We start from the raw sequence: 19,923 nt of genomic DNA on the forward strand, positions 1-19,923 counted from the left end.
GTACTGTTCTTTAAAACCGCGCACGGAGCTTTCGCCGCCGAGCGTCAGGCGCTCGGCGCCGTACAGCCGGTCGGGCGACCACTGGCCGTAGGCGCTGGTCAGCCACCACGCGTTACGGGCGACTGGACGCTGAAAGCTGGCGTTCAGGCTCCATTTGCGGAACTCTGCCCGCGGCATATCCCCGGATTTATTTTCGTCGGTTTCGGCATTGAACCACGGCATGCCGTGGCTCCAGGTCGGGTTAAAGGTCGCCACGCCGCCCAGCATTTTTTGCGTGTGGGTAATTCCCAGGACCAGGCTCGAGAGGTTGCGCGTGCTGCTCTTAAGCGGCGCGTCGTTAAGCCAGTTGCGGCTGGAGCGCTGAACCACGCCCGCCGCAATGCCGGTTTTGACCTCCCCGTTGCGGAAAACCACCCAGGACGCGTTAAGGCGGTGGGTTTTCGTATCGCCCGTGGAGAGCCAGTTGAACCCCTGGTTACTGATGGTGGTCCGGTAGTTACTCCAGGCGTAGCTGTAGTCCAGCAGGCCGTAGCCAGACGGCACGCTGACGCCCGCCTGGAAATTCTGCGCATCGTACGCGCTGGCAAAATCGCTGCTGCGCCCGCCGCTGACAAACCATTTATCCGCCAGCCCCAGCATATTATTGGCGGTGAGCACGCCGCTCAGCTGGTTTTCACCGGTGCTCTTCTGCCCGCTATTATCCAGGCTCACGGATGCACTTAACGGAAATTCCGGCTTGCCCGTGAGATTAACGATGGAATATCCGGCCTGCGTTCCCGGCAGAATTTCAATCTGAACCGGCTCGGCGCGCAAACGGTTAATTTGCTCCATCCCCTGTTCGATATCGCGTAAATTAAGGATACCGCCCACCCGTCCCGGAAACGCCATTTTCAGCATGCGCGGCGTTTCACCTTCCAGACGGATCGCTTCCAGCCGTCCTTCCAGCACCACAATATTCAGCTGACCGCCGGAGAGATCCTGCTCGGTAAGAAAGGCGCGGCTGGTGATATATCCCCGGCTGATATACCAGTCAGAAATACGGGCGAGAAGCTCCGTTATTTTCGCCATATCCAGACAGCGGCCCTGCCACGGCGCAACCAGGGCCTGCCGCGTTTTCGGGGAAATGAGGGTCGTGCCGGAGAGGGTAATGGTATCAATGGTGAAGCAGGGCCCGGCGCCGGCTGCAGGCAGAGGCCTGGCAGGCGCGGGACGAGGAATACTCCGCTCCAGCTCTTCACGCTGTTGCTGGTTCTTTAATAACAGTTCCTCCTGCTGCTGACGCACGGTGTCCCGGTCAGCAGGAGTAAGGGGGGCTGCATGGCTCAGAGAGCAAAAAAATAACGAGCAAAAAAAGACGGCTTTGCTGTAATAGCGCATATAAAAGGATAATATTTTTTGGTTTTCTTAATTATGCCAGCTCCGACGCAATAGAGAATAGTCTCAAAAAGAGGGCTACTATAATTAGTAGTAATATTTGCGTTAAGTCTAAAAAAATAAAAATCCGTGATAAAGAAGAGTGTAGTTTCTGAAAGCTTTATTATTCGATCATGGTTCCTTCTTTCACAAAATATTAACTAACCTTCCCAATAATGAGATGTAAACGTCAGCGAGTAGTGCTGATTAAATTACCCGTCGTACTCATCGTGCTGCAAACTCTGATGGAGTCTGATAATTCAGTGCTGAATATGGGGCTCGCGCGATAACGTCTTTGAAGTTATCAATCAACAGCATGACGATATCTGTATGGGAAAGCGTGGACAGGATAAAAACAGGCAAAGGAAGATAACATCAGGAAAAGCTGGAGCGGGCGAAGGGAATCGAACCCTCGTATAGAGCTTGGGAAGCTCTCGTTCTACCATTGAACTACGCCCGCTTTGAGGTGCGTATGGCATTATAGACCTTACGCACCTTCATACAAGCCTCTTAACAACTAACCGGCGATAAAATAATCACTTAGCACTTCGGTTTGCTGCCGGGCGCAGGCAGATAACGCTGCGGGTCGATGGCAGTCGCCTTATAGCGAATCTGGAAATGCAGCTTCACCGCATCCGTACCGGTGCTGCCCATGGTGGCAATTTTCTGCCCGGCTTTGACGTCCTGCCCGTTGTTGACCAGCATCGTGTCGTTGTGCGCATAGGCCGTGATGTAGTCTTCGCCATGCTTAATCATGATCAGGTTACCGTAGCCGCGCAGCTGGTTACCCACGTAAACCACCTTCCCGGCCCCGGAGGCATAAACCGGCGTACCACGTGCAGCGGCGATATCAATACCCTTGTTGCCACCTTCAGAAAGTGAGTAAGGGGCGACCACTTTACCGCTGGCAGGCCAAATCCAGCAGCGCTGTCCAACCGGCGGCCATGATGATTGCGGCACCTGATAGGACGGCGTCACTTTGGCGGTTTTGCCTTTCGAAGAGGATTTTTTGCCCGAGGACGATCCGCCGCGAACCTTCAGCTGCTGCCCCACCTCGATGGTGTAGGGCGGAGAGAGGTTATTCAGCCGCGCCAGATCCTTCACGCTGGTTCCCGTTGCGCGCGAAATCCGGTATAGCGTATCCCCGCGCTTAACGGTATAGACCGAACCGGAATAGCTGCCCATATCCGAAGATTTGCTCCCTGAACAGCCCGCCAGCAATAGCGTCAGCGTCAGGCAAAAAATGGCGGTGATGGGATTTCTCGTCAGGCTTCCTGCAAACAAAACAGATCCTCGGTCAGCGTGAATGGCGCACTATGATAACAGCCAAAACGAATATGGGTCATGCCCTTTTCCGCTCTACGCGCCAAACCGTTCGTATAAGAATGCCGTATAATGATCCGGCTGATGGTGCTGAACCACTCGGCATTTTGGCACTGGAGCATCAATGAGTATTCAAGAACACGTTATTTTGGTAAACGACCAGGGAATGGTGATTGGCACTCAGGAAAAATATGCCGCGCACACCTTACATACCCCGCTGCATCTGGCTTTCTCCTCCTGGCTTTTTAACGCAAACGGCGAATGTCTGATCACCCGGCGCGCCTTAACCAAAAAAGCCTGGCCCGGCGTCTGGACCAACTCCGTCTGCGGCCACCCGCAGTCCGGCGAAGAGACGATACAGGCGATAATCCGCCGCTGCCGCTTTGAAGTGGGCGCTGAGCTGACCGATATCACCGCCGTCGCCCCTGAATTTCGCTATCGGGAAACCGACCCGTCGGGGATTGTGGAAAACGAAATTTGCCCGGTCTTCGCGGCCCGCATCACCAATGACGTGACGATAAACGAAGATGAAGTGATGGACTATCAGTGGGTGGAGCTGGACGCGTTATTCCGCGCGCTGGACGCGACGCCCTGGGCCTTTAGCCCGTGGATGGTCATGGAAGCGACAACCGCCCGCGAAAAACTCAAAGCCTTCGCGGCGCAATAAAAAAGCCCCTTTCGGGGCTTTTTTTACATCTTAACGCCTTATTTCACCGGGCGCATCGCCGGGAACAGGATCACGTCGCGGATGGTGTGGCTGTTGGTGAACAGCATGACCATACGGTCGATACCAATCCCAAGGCCCGCCGTTGGTGGCAGACCGTGCTCCAGCGCGGTCACGTAGTCTTCGTCGAAGAACATCGCTTCGTCGTCGCCTGCCGCTTTCGCGTCAACCTGATCCTGGAAGCGCTGAGCCTGGTCTTCCGCATCGTTCAGCTCGCTAAAGCCGTTGCCGATTTCACGGCCGCCGATGAAGAATTCGAAGCGATCGGTGATTTCCGGGTTCTCGTCATTACGACGCGCCAGCGGAGAGACTTCAGCCGGGTATTCGGTGATGAAGGTCGGCTGAATCAGGTGCGCTTCGGCCACTTCTTCGAAGATCTCGGTCACGATACGGCCCAGACCCCAGCTCTTCTCAACCTTGATACCGATGCTTTCCGCGATCGCTTTCGCAGAATCGAAGTTATCCAGGTCCGCCATATTGGTTTCCGGACGGTATTTCTTGATCGCTTCGCGCATGGTCAGTTTTTCGAACGGCTTGCCGAAGTCGAAGACTTCTTCACCGTAAGGAACCTGCGTGGTGCCCAGAATGTCCTGCGCCAGGGTGCGGAACAGGGATTCGGTCAGCTCGATCAGATCTTTGTAATCCGCATACGCCATATAGAGTTCCATCATGGTGAACTCTGGGTTATGACGAACGGAGATACCTTCGTTACGGAAGTTACGGTTGATTTCGAACACACGGTCGAAACCACCGACCACCAGACGCTTCAGGTACAGTTCCGGCGCGATACGCAGGTACATGTCCAGGTCCAGGGCGTTGTGATGGGTGATGAACGGACGCGCAGACGCGCCGCCAGGGATCACCTGCATCATTGGGGTTTCCACTTCCATAAAGTCGCGGTTGACCATGAACTGGCGGATACCGGCCATGATCTGGGAGCGAATTTTGAAGGTCTTACGGGATTCATCGTTAGAGATGAGATCCAGGTAGCGCTGACGATAGCGCGCTTCCTGATCCTGCAGGCCGTGGAATTTGTCCGGCAGCGGGCGCAGGGCTTTGGTCAGCAGACGCAGCTCGGTGCAGTGGATAGACAGTTCACCGGTTTTGGTTTTGAACAGTTTACCTTTCGCGCCCAGGATATCGCCCAGGTCCCACTTCTTGAACTGCTCGTTGTAGATGCCTTCCGGCAGGTCGTCACGGGAAACGTACAGCTGAATACGGCCACCAACGTCCTGCAAGGTCACGAAGGAGGCTTTACCCATGATACGACGGGTCATCATGCGGCCTGCAACGGCCACTTCGATGTTCAGCGCTTCCAGCTCTTCGTTCTCTTTAGCGTCGAAGTCAGCGTGCAGTTGGTCTGAGGTATGGTCACGACGAAAATCGTTCGGGAACGGCACGCCCTGCTCGCGCAGCGCTGCCAGCTTCTCGCGGCGGGTTTTCAGTTCGTTGTTAAGATCGACTACCGCGTCAGCGCCCTGTGCTTGTTGTTCAGACATGTTGGTTCCTCATAACCCTGCTTTCAAACTTGCTTCGATAAATTGGTCCAGGCTGCCGTCCAGCACCGCCTGCGTGTTGCGGGTTTCAACCCCGGTACGCAGGTCTTTGATGCGGGAGTCATCAAGGACGTAAGAACGGATCTGGCTGCCCCAACCGATGTCGGACTTGTTGTCTTCCATCGCCTGTTTCTCAGCATTTTTCTTCTGCATCTCCAGCTCATAAAGCTTCGCTTTCATCTGCTTCATGGCCTGGTCTTTGTTCTTATGCTGGGAACGGTCGTTCTGGGACTGTGTTACCAACCCGGTAGGAATGTGGGTAATACGCACCGCTGATTCCGTACGGTTAACGTGCTGACCACCCGCGCCGGATGCGCGATAAACGTCGATACGCAGGTCCGCCGGGTTAATTTCGATATCAATATCTTCATCAACTTCCGGATAAACAAACGCGGAGCTGAAGGAGGTATGACGACGGCCACCGGAGTCGAACGGGCTCTTACGCACCAGGCGGTGAACGCCGGTTTCGGTACGCAGCCAGCCGTAGGCGTAATCGCCAATGATTTTAATGGTGACGGATTTCAGACCCGCGACTTCACCTTCAGACTCTTCGATAATTTCGGTTTTGAAGCCGCGCGCTTCTGCCCAACGCAGGTACATACGCGTCAGCATGCTGGCCCAGTCCTGCGCTTCGGTGCCGCCAGAACCTGCCTGAATATCGAGATAGCAGTCAGCGCTGTCGTATTCGCCGGAGAACATACGACGGAATTCCAGCTGCGCCAGCTTCTCTTCCAGCACGTCGAGTTCTGCCACGGCTTCGTTAAAGGTTTCTTCGTCGTCGGCTTCGACGGCCAGCTCCAGCAAACCGGAAACATCTTCCAGCCCCTGAGCCATTTGATCCAGCGTATCTACGATAGCTTCGAGAGAGGAACGCTCTTTACCCAGCGCCTGTGCGCGTTCAGGTTCGTTCCAGACGTCCGGCTGTTCCAGCTCGGCGTTTACTTCTTCAAGACGCTCTTTCTTGGCATCGTAGTCAAAGATACCCCCTAAGAACGTCAGAGCGCTCCGTGAGGTCCTGAATACGGTTTTTTACCGGATTAATTTCAAACATGGTCTGTTTTCTTTTATGGACTTGTCAAAATGCGGTGATAAGAGCGGGATTGTACCGAATCCACGCCCTTTTTTATAGAGATTACTGCCGCTAAATTGGCCAGATATTGTCGATGATGATCTGCAGGGTGCGGTTACCGCGAAACTCGTTGATGTCCAGTTTGTACGCCAGCTCGACCTCGCGCACGCCGTTGTCCGGCCATACCGCCGTGTCAACGTTGAAGGCAATGCCGTCCAGCAGCGGTCCACCGCCCATGGGCTCGACCATCACTTTCAGATGACGTTCGCCGACGATGCGCTGCTGCAGCAGACGGAAACGACCGTCAAACAGCGGTTCCGGGAACATCTGCCCCCACGGACCGGCATCGCGGAGCATTTGCGCCACGTCCATCGTCATCTCAAGCGGTGAAAGCTCACCATCGGACACCACTTCCCCCTGCAGCAGGGCCGGATCAATCCAGTCGGTGACCAGTTCACCAAACAGCCGCTGAAACTCGTCGAACTTCGCCTCTTCCAGCGACAGGCCCGCCGCCATCGCATGGCCGCCAAACTTGATCATCAGACCCGGATACAGCGTATCGAGACGCTCCAGCGCGTCGCGCATGTGCAAACCCTGAATCGAACGGCCTGAGCCTTTCAGCGTGCCGTCGCCTGCGGGGGCGAACGCGATCACCGGGCGGTGGAAACGCTCTTTAATGCGCGACGCCAGAATGCCGACCACGCCCTGGTGCCACTCAGGATGGTACATCGCCAGGCCGCCCGGCAGCGTATCGCCGCTGCGTTCAAGCTTTTCGCACAGGGTCAGCGCTTCGGCCTGCATCCCCTGCTCAATTTCTTTGCGTGTCTGGTTCAGCGCGTCCAGCTCGTTGGCCAGCACGCGCGCTTCACCGATGTTGTCGCACAGCAGCAGCGCCACGCCGACGGACATATCGTCCAGCCTTCCGGCTGCGTTAAGACGCGGCCCGAGAGCAAAGCCCAGGTCGCTGGCAGCCAGCTTGAGCGGATCGCGGTTGGCAATCTCCAGCAGCGCCTTGATCCCCGGACGGCACTTGCCCGCCCGAATGCGGCTTAGGCCCTGCCAGGTCAAAATGCGGTTATTGGTATCGAGCGGTACCACGTCCGCGACGGTGCCCAGCGCCACCAGATCGAGATATTCGGCCAGGTTCGGTACGGCAATACCGCGAGAGTCGAACCAGCCCTTATCGCGCAGCAGGGTCCGTAACGCCAGCATCAGATAAAACGCTACGCCCACGCCTGCGAGGGATTTCGACGGGAAATCGCAGTCGCGCAGGTTGGGGTTAATAATCGCTTCCGCATCGGGCAGCGTTTCGCCCGGCAGGTGGTGATCGGTGACCAGCACCGGGATCCCCAACGCGTGAGCATGATCGACGCCCGCATGGGAGGAGATCCCGTTATCGACGGTCATGATCATCTGTGCACCACGGGCGTGGGCCTGATCGACCACTTCCGGGCTGAGGCCATAGCCGTCTTCAAAACGGTTCGGTACCAGATACGTGACGTTATCGCAGCCCAGCGCGCGCAGGCTGAGCACGCTCAGCGCGGTGCTGGTTGCGCCGTCGGCGTCGAAATCGCCCACCACCACAATCCGCGTTCCCTCTTGAAGCGCGTTGTAGAGCATTTCGGTAGCTTTTTCGATACCGCTCAGCTGCTGCCAGGGCAGCATCCCTTTCACGCTGCGTTCAAGATCCTCAGCGCGACGCACGCCGCGGCTGGCGTAGAGACGCTTAAGCAGCGCCGGGAGATCGTCCGGTAAATCAACGGGTTCAACCGCCTCGCGGCGGCGCAATTTTATCGGGGCTTTCACGCGGATTATTTACCACCAAACTGTTTCTGGTGCGCGTCGAGGAACTCTTTCATCTCTTTTGGTCCCTGATAGCCCGGAACAACATAGCCGTTGCTCAGGACAATCGCTGGCGTACCGCTCACGCCAAACTGCACGCCGAGCGCATAGTGGTTAGCGATATCAATGTCGCAGGAGGCCGGCTTAACGCCTTTGCCGTTCATCGCGTCGTCGAACGCTTTGTTGCGGTCTTTCGCACACCAGATAGCCTTCATGTCCTGCTCTGGCTGGCTCTGCACGCCCGCGCGCGGGAAGGCCAGGTAACGCACGGTAATGCCCAGCGCGTTATAGTCTTTCATCTCTTCATGCAGCTTGTGGCAGTAGCCGCAGGTGATGTCGGTGAAAACGGTAATAACGTGTTTTTCCTGCGCCGCTTTATAGACGATCATCTCTTTTTCGAGCGCGTTCAGGTTTTTCATCAGCAGCTGGTTGGTGACGTTCACCGGCTGCGCGCCGCTGACGTCGTACATTGGCCCCTGAATAATGTGTTTGCCGTCTTCGGTGACGTACAGCACACCGCTGTTGGTCAGTACCGTTTTCATGCCGGCAACCGGTGCAGGCTGAATATCGCTACCGGTGACGCCAAGCTTAGCCAGCGACTGTTTGATGGCGGCATCGTCCGCATGGGCGAAACCGGTAAATGAGGCTGCCAGCAGGGTGAACAGCGCGAAAGACTTTTTCATATGTGATCCTGTTACAATTCGTCGACACTCACGCACGAGGGTGGTGCTGTTGGTGTAGCTGCCGCAGGCGTTCCGTCGCGACATGGGTATAAATTTGCGTCGTGGAAAGATCGCTGTGGCCCAGCAGCATCTGCACCACGCGTAAATCAGCGCCGTGGTTTAACAGATGCGTCGCGAAGGCGTGACGCAATACGTGCGGCGAAAGCTTTTCACTATCGATACCCGCCAGTGTGGCGTAATGCTTGATGCGATGCCAGAACGTTTGCCGCGTCATCTGCTGGGCGCGCTGGCTCGGAAACAGGACGTCGATAGACGTACCATTGAGCAGCCACGGACGACCGTGCTCCAGGTACGTTTCCAGCCAGTAAACCGCCTCTTCACCCAGCGGAACCAGCCTTTCCTTGTTGCCTTTACCAATGACGCGCACCACGCCCTGACGCAGGCTGATGTCGCTCATCGTCAGACCAACCAGTTCCGAAACGCGCAAGCCGGTAGCATACAATAGCTCAAGCATGGCTTTATCGCGTAACTCCAGCGGCAGGTCAACAGCCGGTGACTGTAATAATCTCTCAACTTGTGCTTCGCTGAGATCTTTTGGGAGCCGCTGCGGAAGCTTAGGAGATGCCAGCAGCGCGCTGGGATCGTCTTCGCGAATCTTCTCACGGTAGAGGTGCTGGAACAGCCGACGCATGGCGCTGAGCAAACGCGCGGAACTGGTGGCTTTGTAGCCCCCAGCGATACGTTCCCCCAGCAGCGCCTGCAGGTCGTCACGCTGCGCGCTCGCAAGGGATAACCCCCGGTGCGCAAGCCACTCCACCAGCATGGTGAGATCGCGACGGTAGGCGCTGAGGGTATTCTCGGCCAGATTTTTCTCCAGCCACAGCGCGTCGAGAAACTGTTCGATCAGTGCGAGATCCTTTTCCACATCAGCCCCTTTGATTCTGCAGTCAGGCCATTATGCCTGATTGCGACCGGTTTCTGGTACACTACGCGCAAAGTCAAAGCAAGAATTGAGATAGTTACGCGATGAATATTGGTCTGTTCTATGGTTCCAGCACCTGCTACACCGAAATGGCGGCAGAGAAAATTCGCGACATCATTGGCCCGGAACTGGTGACGTTGCATAACCTGAAAGATGACGCGGTCGCGCTGATGGAACAGTACGATGTCCTGATCCTTGGCATCCCAACCTGGGATTTTGGTGAGATACAGGAAGACTGGGAAGCCATCTGGGATCAACTCGATTCGGTCAATCTCGACGGCAAAATCATTGCCATGTACGGCATGGGGGATCAGTTGGGTTACGGGGAATGGTTCCTGGACGCGCTCGGCATGCTGCATGACAAGCTGGCGCCGAAAGGAGTGTCGTTTATCGGCTACTGGCCAACCGAAGGTTACGAGTTCACCAGTAAAAAACCGATTATTGCCGACGGCGAGCTGTTTGTTGGACTCGCGCTGGATGAAACCAACCAGTACGATCTCAGCGATGAGCGCCTGCAAAGCTGGTGCGAGCAGATTCTGGGCGAAATGGCTGAAAAGTTTAGCTAACGCGCATTACCCCTGCGTCGTCTGTTGCAACAGCATCCGGCGCAGGTCTCGCCACTCGGCAGCATCCATACTGTCAGCCGCCAGCCACAGATGCTGGCAACGCCCGCCGTCCACCTTGCGTAACCGTAACATCATGCCGCAGTTGAGCATCCAGGGCATACCGAGAATATCCCACTCTTTACCCTGCCAGCGAAGGCGGGAATCCATCAGTAATTTAATCTCTCCCTGACGGGCATTAATGCGACGCTGGCTGCGTACGCTGTCAAAAACGACAAACGACAGTAACAGCAGCCACAGCGGCGTATAGCTCAGCGGCCACGGCATCAGCAAAACAAAGGCCGCAACCAGGCCGTGGAGCAATAAAGACATCCACTGCGAGCGCCACGAGACGCGAAGATCAGATTGCCACAGGACCACGTTCCCGATTCCGTGTTTGAATTAATTGCACCATCCGTTGCAACTCGGTGTCGGCGGGTTTGCCGTGGTTCATCAGCCAGTTGAATAAATCCGGATCGTCAGACTCAAGCAGGCGAACAAACAGACGCTTATCATCATCGCTTAAGCTGTCATACTCATATTCGAAGAAAGGCATGATGGAAATATCAAGTTCACGCATGCCGCGACGGCACGCCCAGTGAATACGGGCCTTGTTGTTAATATCCATGTTCAGTTTCCTGCATTACGTTTGGCACAGTCGGTACCCCGTTCAGTGTTCTTTATTTCTCTACGGGGACACCAGCTAGTGTAACGTGTTTTTGACCGTTTCATTACTGGAATATTGCGATCGCCGAGCAGGCTTCCAGAATAATCCCTACAAAGACAGCGGATTACATTATTTTGCGTAGCGCTACGCATAACCGGTTTAGGGCACAAATGGTCTGTTGAAAGCGCTTGCATTGCCTGCAGGCTCTTTTACCATTAGGCATTATCAAAGCGTTAAGCAATTCAGGATATCGTTATGGCATTTACACCATTTTCTCCTCGCCAGCCCGCCGCCTCTGCGCGTCTGCCGCTGACGCTTATTTCTCTTGATGACTGGGCGCTGGCAACGCTCAGCGGTGCCGACGCCGAAAAATATCTGCAGGGCCAGGTGACCGCCGACGTCAGCCAGATGACCGAACACCAGCACCTGCTGGCCGCGCATTGCGACCCAAAAGGCAAAATGTGGAGCAACCTGCGACTCTTCCGCCGTCAGGACGGCTTTGCCTTTATTGAGCGCCGCAGCCTGCAAGAGGCCCAGCTCAAAGAGCTGAAGAAGTACGCGGTCTTCTCCAAAGTCACTATCGCCCCGGACGACGAACATGTCCTGCTGGGAGTGGCCGGTTTTCAGGCGCGTGCGGCGCTGAAAAATCTCTTCAGCGAACTGCCGGATGCAGAAAAGCAGGTGGTCAGCGAAGGCGCGACCTCCATCCTGTGGTTTGAACACCCTGCGGAGCGTTTCCTGTTAGTCACGGATGCGGCAACGGCCGAACGCGTGACAGAAGCGCTGCGCGGCGAAGCGCAGCTCAACAACAGTCAGCAGTGGCTGGCGCTGAATATCGAAGCGGGTCTGCCGGTGATTGACGCCGCAAACAGCGCGCAGTTCATTCCTCAGGCAACGAACCTGCAGGCGCTGGGGGGTATCAGCTTTAAAAAGGGCTGTTATACCGGCCAGGAGATGGTGGCGCGTGCAAAATTCCGCGGAGCTAACAAACGAGCGCTGTGGACGCTGGCGGGCCATGCCAGCCGTGTACCTGAAGCGGGTGAAGACTTAGAGCTGAAGATGGGTGATAACTGGCGCCGCACCGGCACCGTGTTAGCCGCCGTACAGCTCGATGATGGACGTCTTTTGGTACAGGCCGTCATGAACAACGACATGGAAGCCGACAGCGTGTTCCGCGTGCGTGACGATGCGAACACGCTGAGCATCGAGCCGTTGCCATATTCGTTAGAAGAGTAATCGTATCCAGGTGCCCTCCCTCTCCCTGTGGGAGAGGGCCGGAGTGAGGGCAACCGCCCGCACGATGGAAAAAACTACACCTGCCCCACGTACAAATAGATCGCCAAAAAGTGGCATACGCTGCCGCCCAGCACAAAGCCGTGCCAGATGGCATGGTTGTACGGGATGCGCTTGCAGACGTAGAAAATCACGCCGAGCGAGTACACCACGCCTCCTAAGGCCAGAAGCGTCACGCCCCCTACCGACAGTTTGATTGCCAGTTGATACACCACAATCAGCGACAGCCAGCCCATTGTCAGATAGGTGACCAGTGACAGCACCTTAAACCGGTGCGCGATGGTCAGCTTAAACAGGATCCCCAGCAGTGCCAGGCTCCAGATAACAATCATCAGGCCACGCGACAGCGGTGAGTTGAGCCCCACCAGCAAAAACGGTGTGTAAGTGCCTGCAATCAGAAGATAGATAGCGCAGTGGTCAAATTTCTTGAGCCACATCTTGGCCCGCTGATGCGGGATCGCGTGATACAGCGTCGACGCCAGGAACAGCAGGATCATACTCCCGCCATACAGGCTGTAGCTGGTAATGGCCATCGCGCTGGCATTGGCGTCCACCGCCTGCACCAGCAATAACACTAAACCGACAATCCCAAACACCAGGCCAATGCCGTGGCTGATGCTGTTGGCTACTTCCTCAGCCAGCGAATATCCCTGTGCGATTAATGGTCTGCTCACCATACAAAACTCCGGGAAAACAAAAGATGATTATTCATCGCATAACTATGCTAACTGAGAATGATTCCAGTGAACACCTGTTAGCTAAAATAAAGTTAAACATAACGTTTCTAAATTACAATCAGACAGTTACACTTTAATTTCAGCGAACGTGCGTTTCGATTTAAATTATAAACATTTAAAATCAATTACATAAAACTGGTTCTGCCTGGGGTAGATCTCTGCGATCACGCTTTTCAATGCATCCAGGGTCATGTTCTCCTGTTCAGCATGTTTTTGCGTCAATGTGTCGAACGTAACGGTTGACGTTCCTGTTACTTCGATGGTGCAAAAATAACCATCATCCTCATAACGCCCCACCCGCAGGATATCGCCGGTTTTGAAATGGGATTCACTTTTATCCCGGATAGTGATGGTTTTACGTCCGGCCAGGATGTCGTCCTGAAAGCGCTGAAAAAAAGTGATGTCGTTTGGCTGCATGTTATTATTCCCTGAAGAAAAGTCTGATGAGTGAGTGTAGCCATTGTGAGCATGTTCTCCCATTCCGCCATTGCCAGTCTCAATAACCTGGAGATGATGGTCTACAACTATGTCATAAAAAATCGTGACAAAGTGATGTACATGACCATCCGCGAGCTGGCGGATGCGGCAGACGTCTCAACCACGACCATCCTGCGCTTTTGCCGCAAGCTTAACTGCGAAGGGTATTCTGAATTTCGGGTGCGCTTTAAGCTTTATCTTGAACAGAACGAGCCCCAGCAGGCAAATTTCGGTGCCAGCGAAATTATCAGCTTTTTTAAAAGCGTGAATAATGAAGAGTTCGATGCGCTATTAGATAATGCGGTTGATATTATTTTATCGTCAGAGCGAATTATATTTGTCGGTGCCGGAACATCGGGTTCGCTGGCAAAATATGGCGCACGCTTCTTTTCTAATATCGGGAAATTCAGTAACCATATTGATGACCCTTATTTCCCGGTCACCAATGATATGGCGAAAAATGCGCTGGCGATTGTGCTTTCCGTCTCTGGCGAGACCGAGGAGATCCTGCGCTTCGCCAGCCAGTTCAGCCTGCATCACTGCAAGGTGCTCTCGATAACCAGCCACGAGCACTCGCGTCTCGCAAAACTGGCGGACTTTAATCTCTCCTGGCATGTTCCTCAGACGCGTATTGCAGGCGTCTACGACATCACCACGCAAATTCCCGTCATTTATATTCTGGAGTCTCTCGGACGTAAACTGGCGAAGAAACTTACAGAATAAAACACCCTGTTTTTTTGATGTAACAAATCACATTTACTGTGAATTGTTATATCGTGACATTCAATTTCGCTTTGCTAGACTCGATGCCAATAAGCCATTTATTGAGAAGAGCAGCGATGAAAAAATTAACCTTACCAAAAGATTTTTTATGGGGCGGCGCGGTTGCCGCTCACCAGGTTGAAGGCGGCTGGAACAAAGGCGGCAAAGGGCCAAGCATTTGTGACGTATTGACCGGCGGTGCGCACGGCGTCCCGCGCGAAATCACCCAGGAAGTAGTGCCGGGTAAATACTACCCAAACCACGAGGCCATCGACTTCCACGGCCACTATAAAGAAGACATCAAGCTGTTTGCCGAGATGGGTTTCAAGTGCTTCCGCACCTCTATCGCCTGGACGCGCATCTTCCCGAAAGGTGACGAAACGCAGCCAAACGAAGAGGGGCTGAAGTTCTACGACGACATGTTCGACGAGCTGCTGAAATACAACATCGAACCGGTGATCACCCTCTCCCACTTCGAAATGCCGCTGCACCTGGTACAGGAGTACGGTAGCTGGACCAACCGTAAAGTGGTCGATTTCTTCGTGCGCTTCGCGGAAGTGGTTTTTGAGCGCTACAAAAACAAGGTCAAATACTGGATGACCTTCAACGAAATCAATAACCAGCGTAACTGGCGCGCGCCGCTGTTCGGTTACTGCTGCTCGGGCGTGGTCTATACCGAACATGACAATCCGGAAGAGACCATGTACCAGGTCCTGCACCACCAGTTTGTGGCCAGCGCCCTGGCGGTGAAAGCCGCGCGCCGCATCAACCCTGAGATGAAAGTTGGCTGCATGCTGGCGATGGTGGCGCTCTATCCGTTCTCCTGCAAACCGGAAGACGTGATGTTCGCCCAGGAATCCATGCGCGAGCGCTATGTCTTTACCGACGTCCAGCTGCGTGGTTACTACCCGTCCTACGTGCTGAACGAGTGGGAGCGCCGCGGCTTCTCCATCAAAATGGAGGCAGGCGATGAGCAGATCCTGCGTGAAGGTACCTGCGACTACTTAGGTTTCAGCTACTACATGACCAACGCGGTGAAAGCGGAAGGCGGGACCGGCGATGCGATTTCCGGCTTCGAAGGCAGCGTGCCGAATCCGCACGTGAAGGCGTCCGACTGGGGCTGGCAGATCGATCCGGTAGGCCTGCGCTATTCCCTGTGCGAACTGTACGAACGTTATCAGAAGCCGCTGTTTATCGTGGAAAACGGGTTCGGCGCCTACGATAAGGTGGAAGAGGACGGCAGCATCAACGACGACTATCGCATCGACTACCTGCGTGCCCACGTGGAAGAGATGATCAAAGCCGTGACGCACGACGGCGTGGATCTGATGGGCTATACGCCATGGGGCTGCATCGACTGCGTGTCGTTCACCACCGGCCAGTACAGCAAGCGCTACGGCTTTATCTACGTGAACAAGCACGACGACGGCACGGGCGACATGTCGCGTTCCCGCAAGAAGAGCTTTAACTGGTATAAGGAAGTGATTGCCAGCAACGGCGAGAAACTTTAACGCCGTAACGCCGGGCGGCGCTACGCTTGCACCGGCCTACGATTGATCCCCTCTCCCCTTTGGGAGAGGGGTTTACTTCCCGCCCGCCAACTCAATAAAACTGCCCGTTACGTACGACGCCTTCTCGCTCAGCAGCCAGACAATCGCCTGCGCCACCTCTTCCGGCTGGCCGCCGCGCTGCATCGGCAGCAAGGATTTCACGCGATCCACTCGCCCCGGCTCTCCGCCGGACGCATGAATATCGGTATAAATCAGACCCGGACGCACGCAGTTGACGCGAATGCCCTGCGCCGCCACTTCCAGCGATAGCCCGGTTGTCAGCGAATCGACCGCCCCCTTGGACGCGGCATAATCCACATATTCACCCGGCGCGCCCAGGCGCGACGCGGCGGAAGAGACGTTCACTATCGCCCCACCCTTGCCGCCATGCCTGAAGGACATGCGTTTTACCGCTTCCCGGCAGCAGAGAAAGTAGCCCGTGACGTTGGTCGCCAGGACGCGGTTAATGCGCTCAGCGGAGAGGTTCTCGATAGTGGATTGCTCAAACAGAATGCCCGCATTATTGACCAGCGCACGAAGCGGCTCGCCTTCACGATCGAGGCTGTCAAACATCGCCAGCACCTGGGCTTCATCACTTATATCCGCGCGGACGGCAAAGGCTTTACCGCCCGCTTCAACGATCTGGTTGATCACGTCCGTCGCGGCTTTAATGTTGTGGTGATAGTTCACCGCCACGGTGTAGCCTTCGCGCGCCAGCTGCAGCGCGGTGGCTTTCCCAATGCCCCGGCTGGCGCCGGTGACCAGTGCTATTGCCATTTTCTTCTCCCAATAAAAAAGCCGGGTGGCGGCTTCGCCTTACCCGGCCTTTATGACTACACCAATAATATTACTGGTATTCGCTCATCGGCACGCAGGAGCAGAACAGGTTACGGTCGCCGTACACGTCATCAAGACGCTTCACGGTCGGCCAGTATTTGTTTGCCACGCCTGCCGGAAAGACCGCCAGCTCGCGGGAATAGCCGTGGTTCCACTCTGCCACCATTTCGTGCTGGGTGTGCGGAGCGTTAACCAGCGGGTTATCTTCCAGCGTCCATTCGCCGTCCTGCACGCGGTCGATCTCCATGCGGATCGCCAGCATTGCGTCGATAAAGCGGTCCAGCTCGGCCTTGCTTTCAGACTCGGTCGGCTCAACCATCAGCGTACCCGCAACCGGGAACGACATGGTTGGCGCGTGGAAGCCGTAGTCGATCAGGCGCTTGGCGATATCCAGCTCGCTGATGCCCGTCGCTTCTTTCAGAGGACGAATATCCAGGATGCACTCGTGCGCCACGCGACCGTCGCGGCCGGTATAGAGCACCGGGAAGGCAGACTTCAGGCGAGTCGCAATATAGTTGGCGTTCAGGATCGCCACCTGGCTCGCCTGCTTCAGCCCTTCCGCGCCCATCATGCGGATGTACATCCAGCTGATTGGCAGGATAGAGGCGCTACCGAACGGTGCCGCAGAGACCGCGCCCTGACGGGTCAGCATGCCTTCAATCTGCACTACGCTGTGGCCCGGTACAAACGGTGCCAGGTGCGCTTTCACGCCGATTGGGCCCATGCCCGGGCCGCCACCGCCGTGCGGGATGCAGAAGGTTTTGTGCAGGTTCAGGTGCGACACGTCCGCGCCGATAAAGCCCGGAGAGGTAATGCCCACCTGAGCGTTCATGTTCGCGCCGTCGAGGTAAACCTGACCGCCGTACTGGTGCACCACTTCGCACACTTCACGGATGGTCTCTTCGTACACGCCGTGGGTAGACGGGTAGGTCACCATGATGCAGGAGAGCTTGTCGCCCGCCTGCTCGGCTTTCGCGCGCAGGTCGGCCAGATCGATGTTGCCGTTCTTATCGCACGCCACCACCACCACTTCCATGCCCGCCATTTGGGCAGAGGCCGGGTTGGTACCGTGGGCGGAGCTTGGGATCAGGCAGATATCGCGGTGACCTTCGTTGCGGCTTTCGTGATAGTGACGGATCGCCAGCAGACCCGCGTATTCGCCCTGCGCGCCGGAGTTCGGCTGCATGCAGAGCGCGTCATAACCGGTCAGTTTCACCAGCCAGTCGGAAAGCTGGTTGATCATCATATGATAACCTTCCGCCTGCTCTGGCGGGCAGAACGGGTGCAGTTCGGAGAATTCAGGCCAGGTGATCGGGATCATCTCCGCCGCGGCGTTCAGCTTCATGGTGCAGGAGCCCAGCGGGATCATCGCCTGGTTCAGCGCCAGATCCTTGCGCTCCAGAGAGTGCATATAGCGCATCATCTCGGTTTCGCTGTGGTAGCGGTTAAACACCGGATGCGTCAGGATCGCATCGTTACGCAGCATGCTTTCCTGAATGGAGCGGCTGTCGAGCGCGACCTCTTTGTCGAGCGCATCAATGTCCAGACCGTGCGCGTCACCCAGTAACACGCTGAACAGGTTAAGGATATCGTCGCGGGTGGTGCTTTCATCCAGAGTAATGCCGACGGCGTTGTGGATGTCGCTGCGCAGGTTGATCTCTGCTGCATTCGCGCGCGCCAGCACGGCCGCTTTGTCCGCCACTTCCACACACAGGGTGTCGAAGTAGTGAGCGTGGCGCAGCTTAAGGCCTTTCTGCTGCAGACCGCAGGCCAGAATATCGGCCAGGCGGTGAATGCGGCTGGCAATGCGTTTCAGGCCAGCCGGGCCGTGGAACACGGCGTACAGGCTGGCGATGTTTGCCAACAGTACCTGGGAGGTACAGATGTTGGAGTTCGCTTTCTCGCGGCGGATGTGCTGCTCGCGGGTCTGCATCGCCATGCGCAGGGCGGTGTTACCGGCAGCGTCTTTTGAGACGCCGATAATACGGCCTGGCATGGAGCGCTTGAATTCATCTTTCGCGCCGAAGAACGCCGCGTGCGGGCCGCCGTAGCCCATCGGCACGCCGAAGCGTTGCGCTGAACCGAATACGATATCCGCGCCCTGTTTACCCGGCGCCGTCAGCAGCACCAGCGCCATAAAATCGGCGGCAACGCTGACAACCACTTTGCGGGTTTTCAGCTCGGCAATCAGCGCGCCGTAGTCGTGAACTTCGCCGGTGGTGCCCACCTGCTGCAGCAGCACGCCGAAGACGTCCTGGTGATCCAGCACTTTGTCAGCGTCGTCTACGATCACGTCAAACCCGAAGGTCTCTGCGCGGGTACGCACCACGTCCAGCGTCTGGGGATGCACGTCCGCCGCGACGAAGAAGCGGTTGGCATTTTTCAGCTTGCTCACGCGTTTGGCCATCGCCATTGCTTCGGCGGCAGCGGTCGCTTCATCCAGCAGCGAAGCGGAGGCGATGTCCATCCCGGTCAGATCCAGTGTCACCTGCTGGAAGTTCAGCAGCGCTTCCAGACGGCCCTGGGAGACTTCCGGCTGGTACGGGGTGTAAGCGGTGTACCAGCCCGGGTTTTCCAGCATGTTGCGCAGGATAACCGGCGGTAACTGCACGTTGGTGTAGCCCATGCCAATGTAAGACTTATAGCGCTTGTTCAGGCCTGCGATAGCCTTCAGCTCCGCCAGCGCGGCGAATTCCGTGGTGGCTTCCCCCACCTGAGGCGGCGTGGCAAGCTGGATGTCTTTTGGCACAATCTGGCCGATCAGTGCGTTTAATGAATCCGCGCCAACTGTCTTCAGCATCTCCTGCTGTTGCTGAGCATCCGGCCCAATGTGACGTTCAATGAAGGCGCCACGGTTTTCAAGCTGGCTTAAAGTCTGTGTCATGAGCGATGGTTCCTGAAACGTGCAGTGAATTTAAGTTCCCTCTCCCTCTGGGAGAGGGTTAGGGTGAGGGGAAGATGGGCACCCTCGCCCCTGCCCTCTCCCGAAAGGAGAGGGGGATAAACGATTACTCGTCTTCTAACAGTGCTTCGTACGCGGTCGCATCCAGCAGCGCGGCAACCTGAGATTCGTCGCTGGCTTTGATCTTGAAGATCCAGCCGCCTTCATAAGGCTCGCTGTTCACCAGCTCTGGCGAATCGCTCAGCGCGTCGTTGACGGCAACGATTTCGCCGCTCACAGGAGCATAGATGTCAGATGCCGCTTTTACGGACTCCGCCACGGCGCAGTCGTCGCCCGCGCTAACGGTCGTGCCCACGTCAGGCAGGTCAACAAACACCATGTCGCCCAGCAGCTCTTGCGCGTGCTCGGTGATCCCTACGGTGTAAGTGCCGTCCGCCTCTTTGCGCAGCCACTCGTGTTCTTTGCTGTATTTCAGTTCTGCTGGCACATTGCTCATTGAAGTTC

General features: G+C 56.1%; 19 protein-coding genes and 1 tRNA gene. 5 read left to right on the top strand and 15 right to left on the bottom strand.

Annotated features, from left to right (window positions below):
• The 3 genes from IM317_RS01055 to actS all read right to left on the bottom strand — a co-directional run.
• On the bottom strand, window positions 1-1,377 hold a 1,377-nt coding region (locus IM317_RS01055), incomplete at its 3' end, for a ShlB/FhaC/HecB family hemolysin secretion/activation protein (RefSeq protein ID WP_193362460.1).
• Window positions 1,378-1,799: 422 nt separating this feature from the next.
• A tRNA-Gly gene (locus tag IM317_RS01060) sits at window positions 1,800-1,873 on the bottom strand.
• 80 nt (window positions 1,874-1,953) lie between these two features.
• Window positions 1,954-2,697 (bottom strand): amidase activator ActS, encoded by a 744-nt coding sequence (gene actS, locus IM317_RS01065; protein ID WP_033146587.1) that lies wholly within the window; start codon window positions 2,695-2,697, stop codon window positions 1,954-1,956.
• 163 nt (window positions 2,698-2,860) lie between these two features.
• Here actS and idi point away from each other — a divergent pair, with 163 nt between their 5' ends.
• A complete protein-coding gene (idi, locus tag IM317_RS01070) occupies window positions 2,861-3,403 on the top strand; it encodes an isopentenyl-diphosphate Delta-isomerase (protein WP_033146588.1) in 543 nt (180 codons plus the stop codon).
• A 38-nt stretch (window positions 3,404-3,441) separates the two neighbouring features.
• On the opposite strand, the gene lysS is transcribed toward idi, so the two are convergent.
• From lysS to xerD, 5 genes are all read right to left on the bottom strand, one after another.
• A complete protein-coding gene (lysS, locus tag IM317_RS01075) occupies window positions 3,442-4,959 on the bottom strand; it encodes a lysine--tRNA ligase (RefSeq protein WP_013098608.1) in 1,518 nt (505 codons plus the stop codon).
• A 9-nt stretch (window positions 4,960-4,968) separates the two neighbouring features.
• Window positions 4,969-6,067, bottom strand: a protein-coding gene (gene prfB / locus IM317_RS01080; protein WP_120785282.1) for a peptide chain release factor 2 whose coding sequence is annotated in 2 segments (ribosomal slippage) — window positions 4,969-5,991 and window positions 5,993-6,067 — 1,098 coding nt in all. Because the reading frame shifts where the segments join, the coding sequence is not laid out codon by codon here.
• 90 nt (window positions 6,068-6,157) lie between these two features.
• Window positions 6,158-7,891, bottom strand: a complete 1,734-nt coding sequence (gene recJ / locus IM317_RS01085) for a single-stranded-DNA-specific exonuclease RecJ (RefSeq protein ID WP_033146589.1) — start codon at window positions 7,889-7,891, stop codon at window positions 6,158-6,160.
• A gap of 5 nt (window positions 7,892-7,896) precedes the next feature.
• On the bottom strand, window positions 7,897-8,610 hold the full coding sequence (dsbC, locus tag IM317_RS01090; protein ID WP_029740340.1) for a bifunctional protein-disulfide isomerase/oxidoreductase DsbC: 714 nt from the start codon (window positions 8,608-8,610) through the stop codon (window positions 7,897-7,899).
• A 28-nt stretch (window positions 8,611-8,638) separates the two neighbouring features.
• On the bottom strand, window positions 8,639-9,535 hold the full coding sequence (gene xerD / locus IM317_RS01095; RefSeq protein WP_023309098.1) for a site-specific tyrosine recombinase XerD: 897 nt from the start codon (window positions 9,533-9,535) through the stop codon (window positions 8,639-8,641).
• A gap of 101 nt (window positions 9,536-9,636) precedes the next feature.
• Between xerD and fldB the strand changes: the two genes are divergently transcribed.
• Window positions 9,637-10,158, top strand: a complete 522-nt coding sequence (gene fldB / locus IM317_RS01100; RefSeq protein ID WP_023309099.1) for a flavodoxin FldB — start codon at window positions 9,637-9,639, stop codon at window positions 10,156-10,158.
• Window positions 10,159-10,164: 6 nt separating this feature from the next.
• On the opposite strand, the gene IM317_RS01105 is transcribed toward fldB, so the two are convergent.
• Both IM317_RS01105 and sdhE read right to left on the bottom strand, forming a co-directional pair.
• Entirely contained in the window at window positions 10,165-10,575 is a 411-nt protein-coding gene (locus IM317_RS01105) for a protein YgfX (RefSeq protein ID WP_021242050.1), read from the bottom strand.
• The gene (sdhE, locus tag IM317_RS01110; RefSeq protein ID WP_010435322.1) at window positions 10,556-10,822 is read right to left on the bottom strand and encodes an FAD assembly factor SdhE; all 267 of its coding nucleotides are present in this window, start codon (window positions 10,820-10,822) and stop codon (window positions 10,556-10,558) included. Before sdhE ends, IM317_RS01105 begins: the two co-directional genes overlap by 20 nt.
• Before the next feature lie 294 nt (window positions 10,823-11,116).
• On the opposite strand from sdhE, the gene ygfZ reads away from it, so the two are divergent.
• A complete protein-coding gene (gene ygfZ / locus IM317_RS01115) occupies window positions 11,117-12,097 on the top strand; it encodes a tRNA-modifying protein YgfZ (RefSeq protein WP_033146590.1) in 981 nt (326 codons plus the stop codon).
• 74 nt (window positions 12,098-12,171) lie between these two features.
• Here the strand turns inward: ygfZ and IM317_RS01120 are convergent, their stop codons facing one another.
• Both IM317_RS01120 and yqfB read right to left on the bottom strand, forming a co-directional pair.
• The gene (locus IM317_RS01120; RefSeq protein WP_033146591.1) at window positions 12,172-12,831 is read right to left on the bottom strand and encodes a hemolysin III family protein; all 660 of its coding nucleotides are present in this window, start codon (window positions 12,829-12,831) and stop codon (window positions 12,172-12,174) included.
• Window positions 12,832-12,996: 165 nt separating this feature from the next.
• The gene (gene yqfB, locus IM317_RS01125; RefSeq protein WP_033146592.1) at window positions 12,997-13,308 is read right to left on the bottom strand and encodes a N(4)-acetylcytidine aminohydrolase; all 312 of its coding nucleotides are present in this window, start codon (window positions 13,306-13,308) and stop codon (window positions 12,997-12,999) included.
• Between the two features lie 51 nt (window positions 13,309-13,359).
• Here yqfB and IM317_RS01130 point away from each other — a divergent pair, with 51 nt between their 5' ends.
• Window positions 13,360-14,091, top strand: a complete 732-nt coding sequence (locus IM317_RS01130; RefSeq protein ID WP_029739204.1) for a MurR/RpiR family transcriptional regulator — start codon at window positions 13,360-13,362, stop codon at window positions 14,089-14,091.
• Window positions 14,092-14,207: 116 nt separating this feature from the next.
• A complete protein-coding gene (gene bglA, locus IM317_RS01135) occupies window positions 14,208-15,641 on the top strand; it encodes a 6-phospho-beta-glucosidase BglA (RefSeq protein WP_033146593.1) in 1,434 nt (477 codons plus the stop codon).
• 72 nt (window positions 15,642-15,713) lie between these two features.
• On the opposite strand, the gene IM317_RS01140 is transcribed toward bglA, so the two are convergent.
• The 3 genes from IM317_RS01140 to gcvH form a co-directional block, all read right to left on the bottom strand.
• On the bottom strand, window positions 15,714-16,457 hold the full coding sequence (locus IM317_RS01140) for an SDR family oxidoreductase (protein ID WP_032660097.1): 744 nt from the start codon (window positions 16,455-16,457) through the stop codon (window positions 15,714-15,716).
• A 70-nt stretch (window positions 16,458-16,527) separates the two neighbouring features.
• The gene (gene gcvP / locus IM317_RS01145; RefSeq protein ID WP_033146594.1) at window positions 16,528-19,401 is read right to left on the bottom strand and encodes an aminomethyl-transferring glycine dehydrogenase; all 2,874 of its coding nucleotides are present in this window, start codon (window positions 19,399-19,401) and stop codon (window positions 16,528-16,530) included.
• 124 nt (window positions 19,402-19,525) lie between these two features.
• A complete protein-coding gene (gcvH, locus tag IM317_RS01150; RefSeq protein WP_008499718.1) occupies window positions 19,526-19,915 on the bottom strand; it encodes a glycine cleavage system protein GcvH in 390 nt (129 codons plus the stop codon).
• Window positions 19,916-19,923 lie beyond the last annotated feature (8 nt).

Origin of the sequence: Enterobacter cloacae complex sp. S3 (assembly GCF_014930495.1) — a bacterium.
Classification (GTDB): domain Bacteria; phylum Pseudomonadota; class Gammaproteobacteria; order Enterobacterales; family Enterobacteriaceae; genus Enterobacter; species Enterobacter asburiae_B.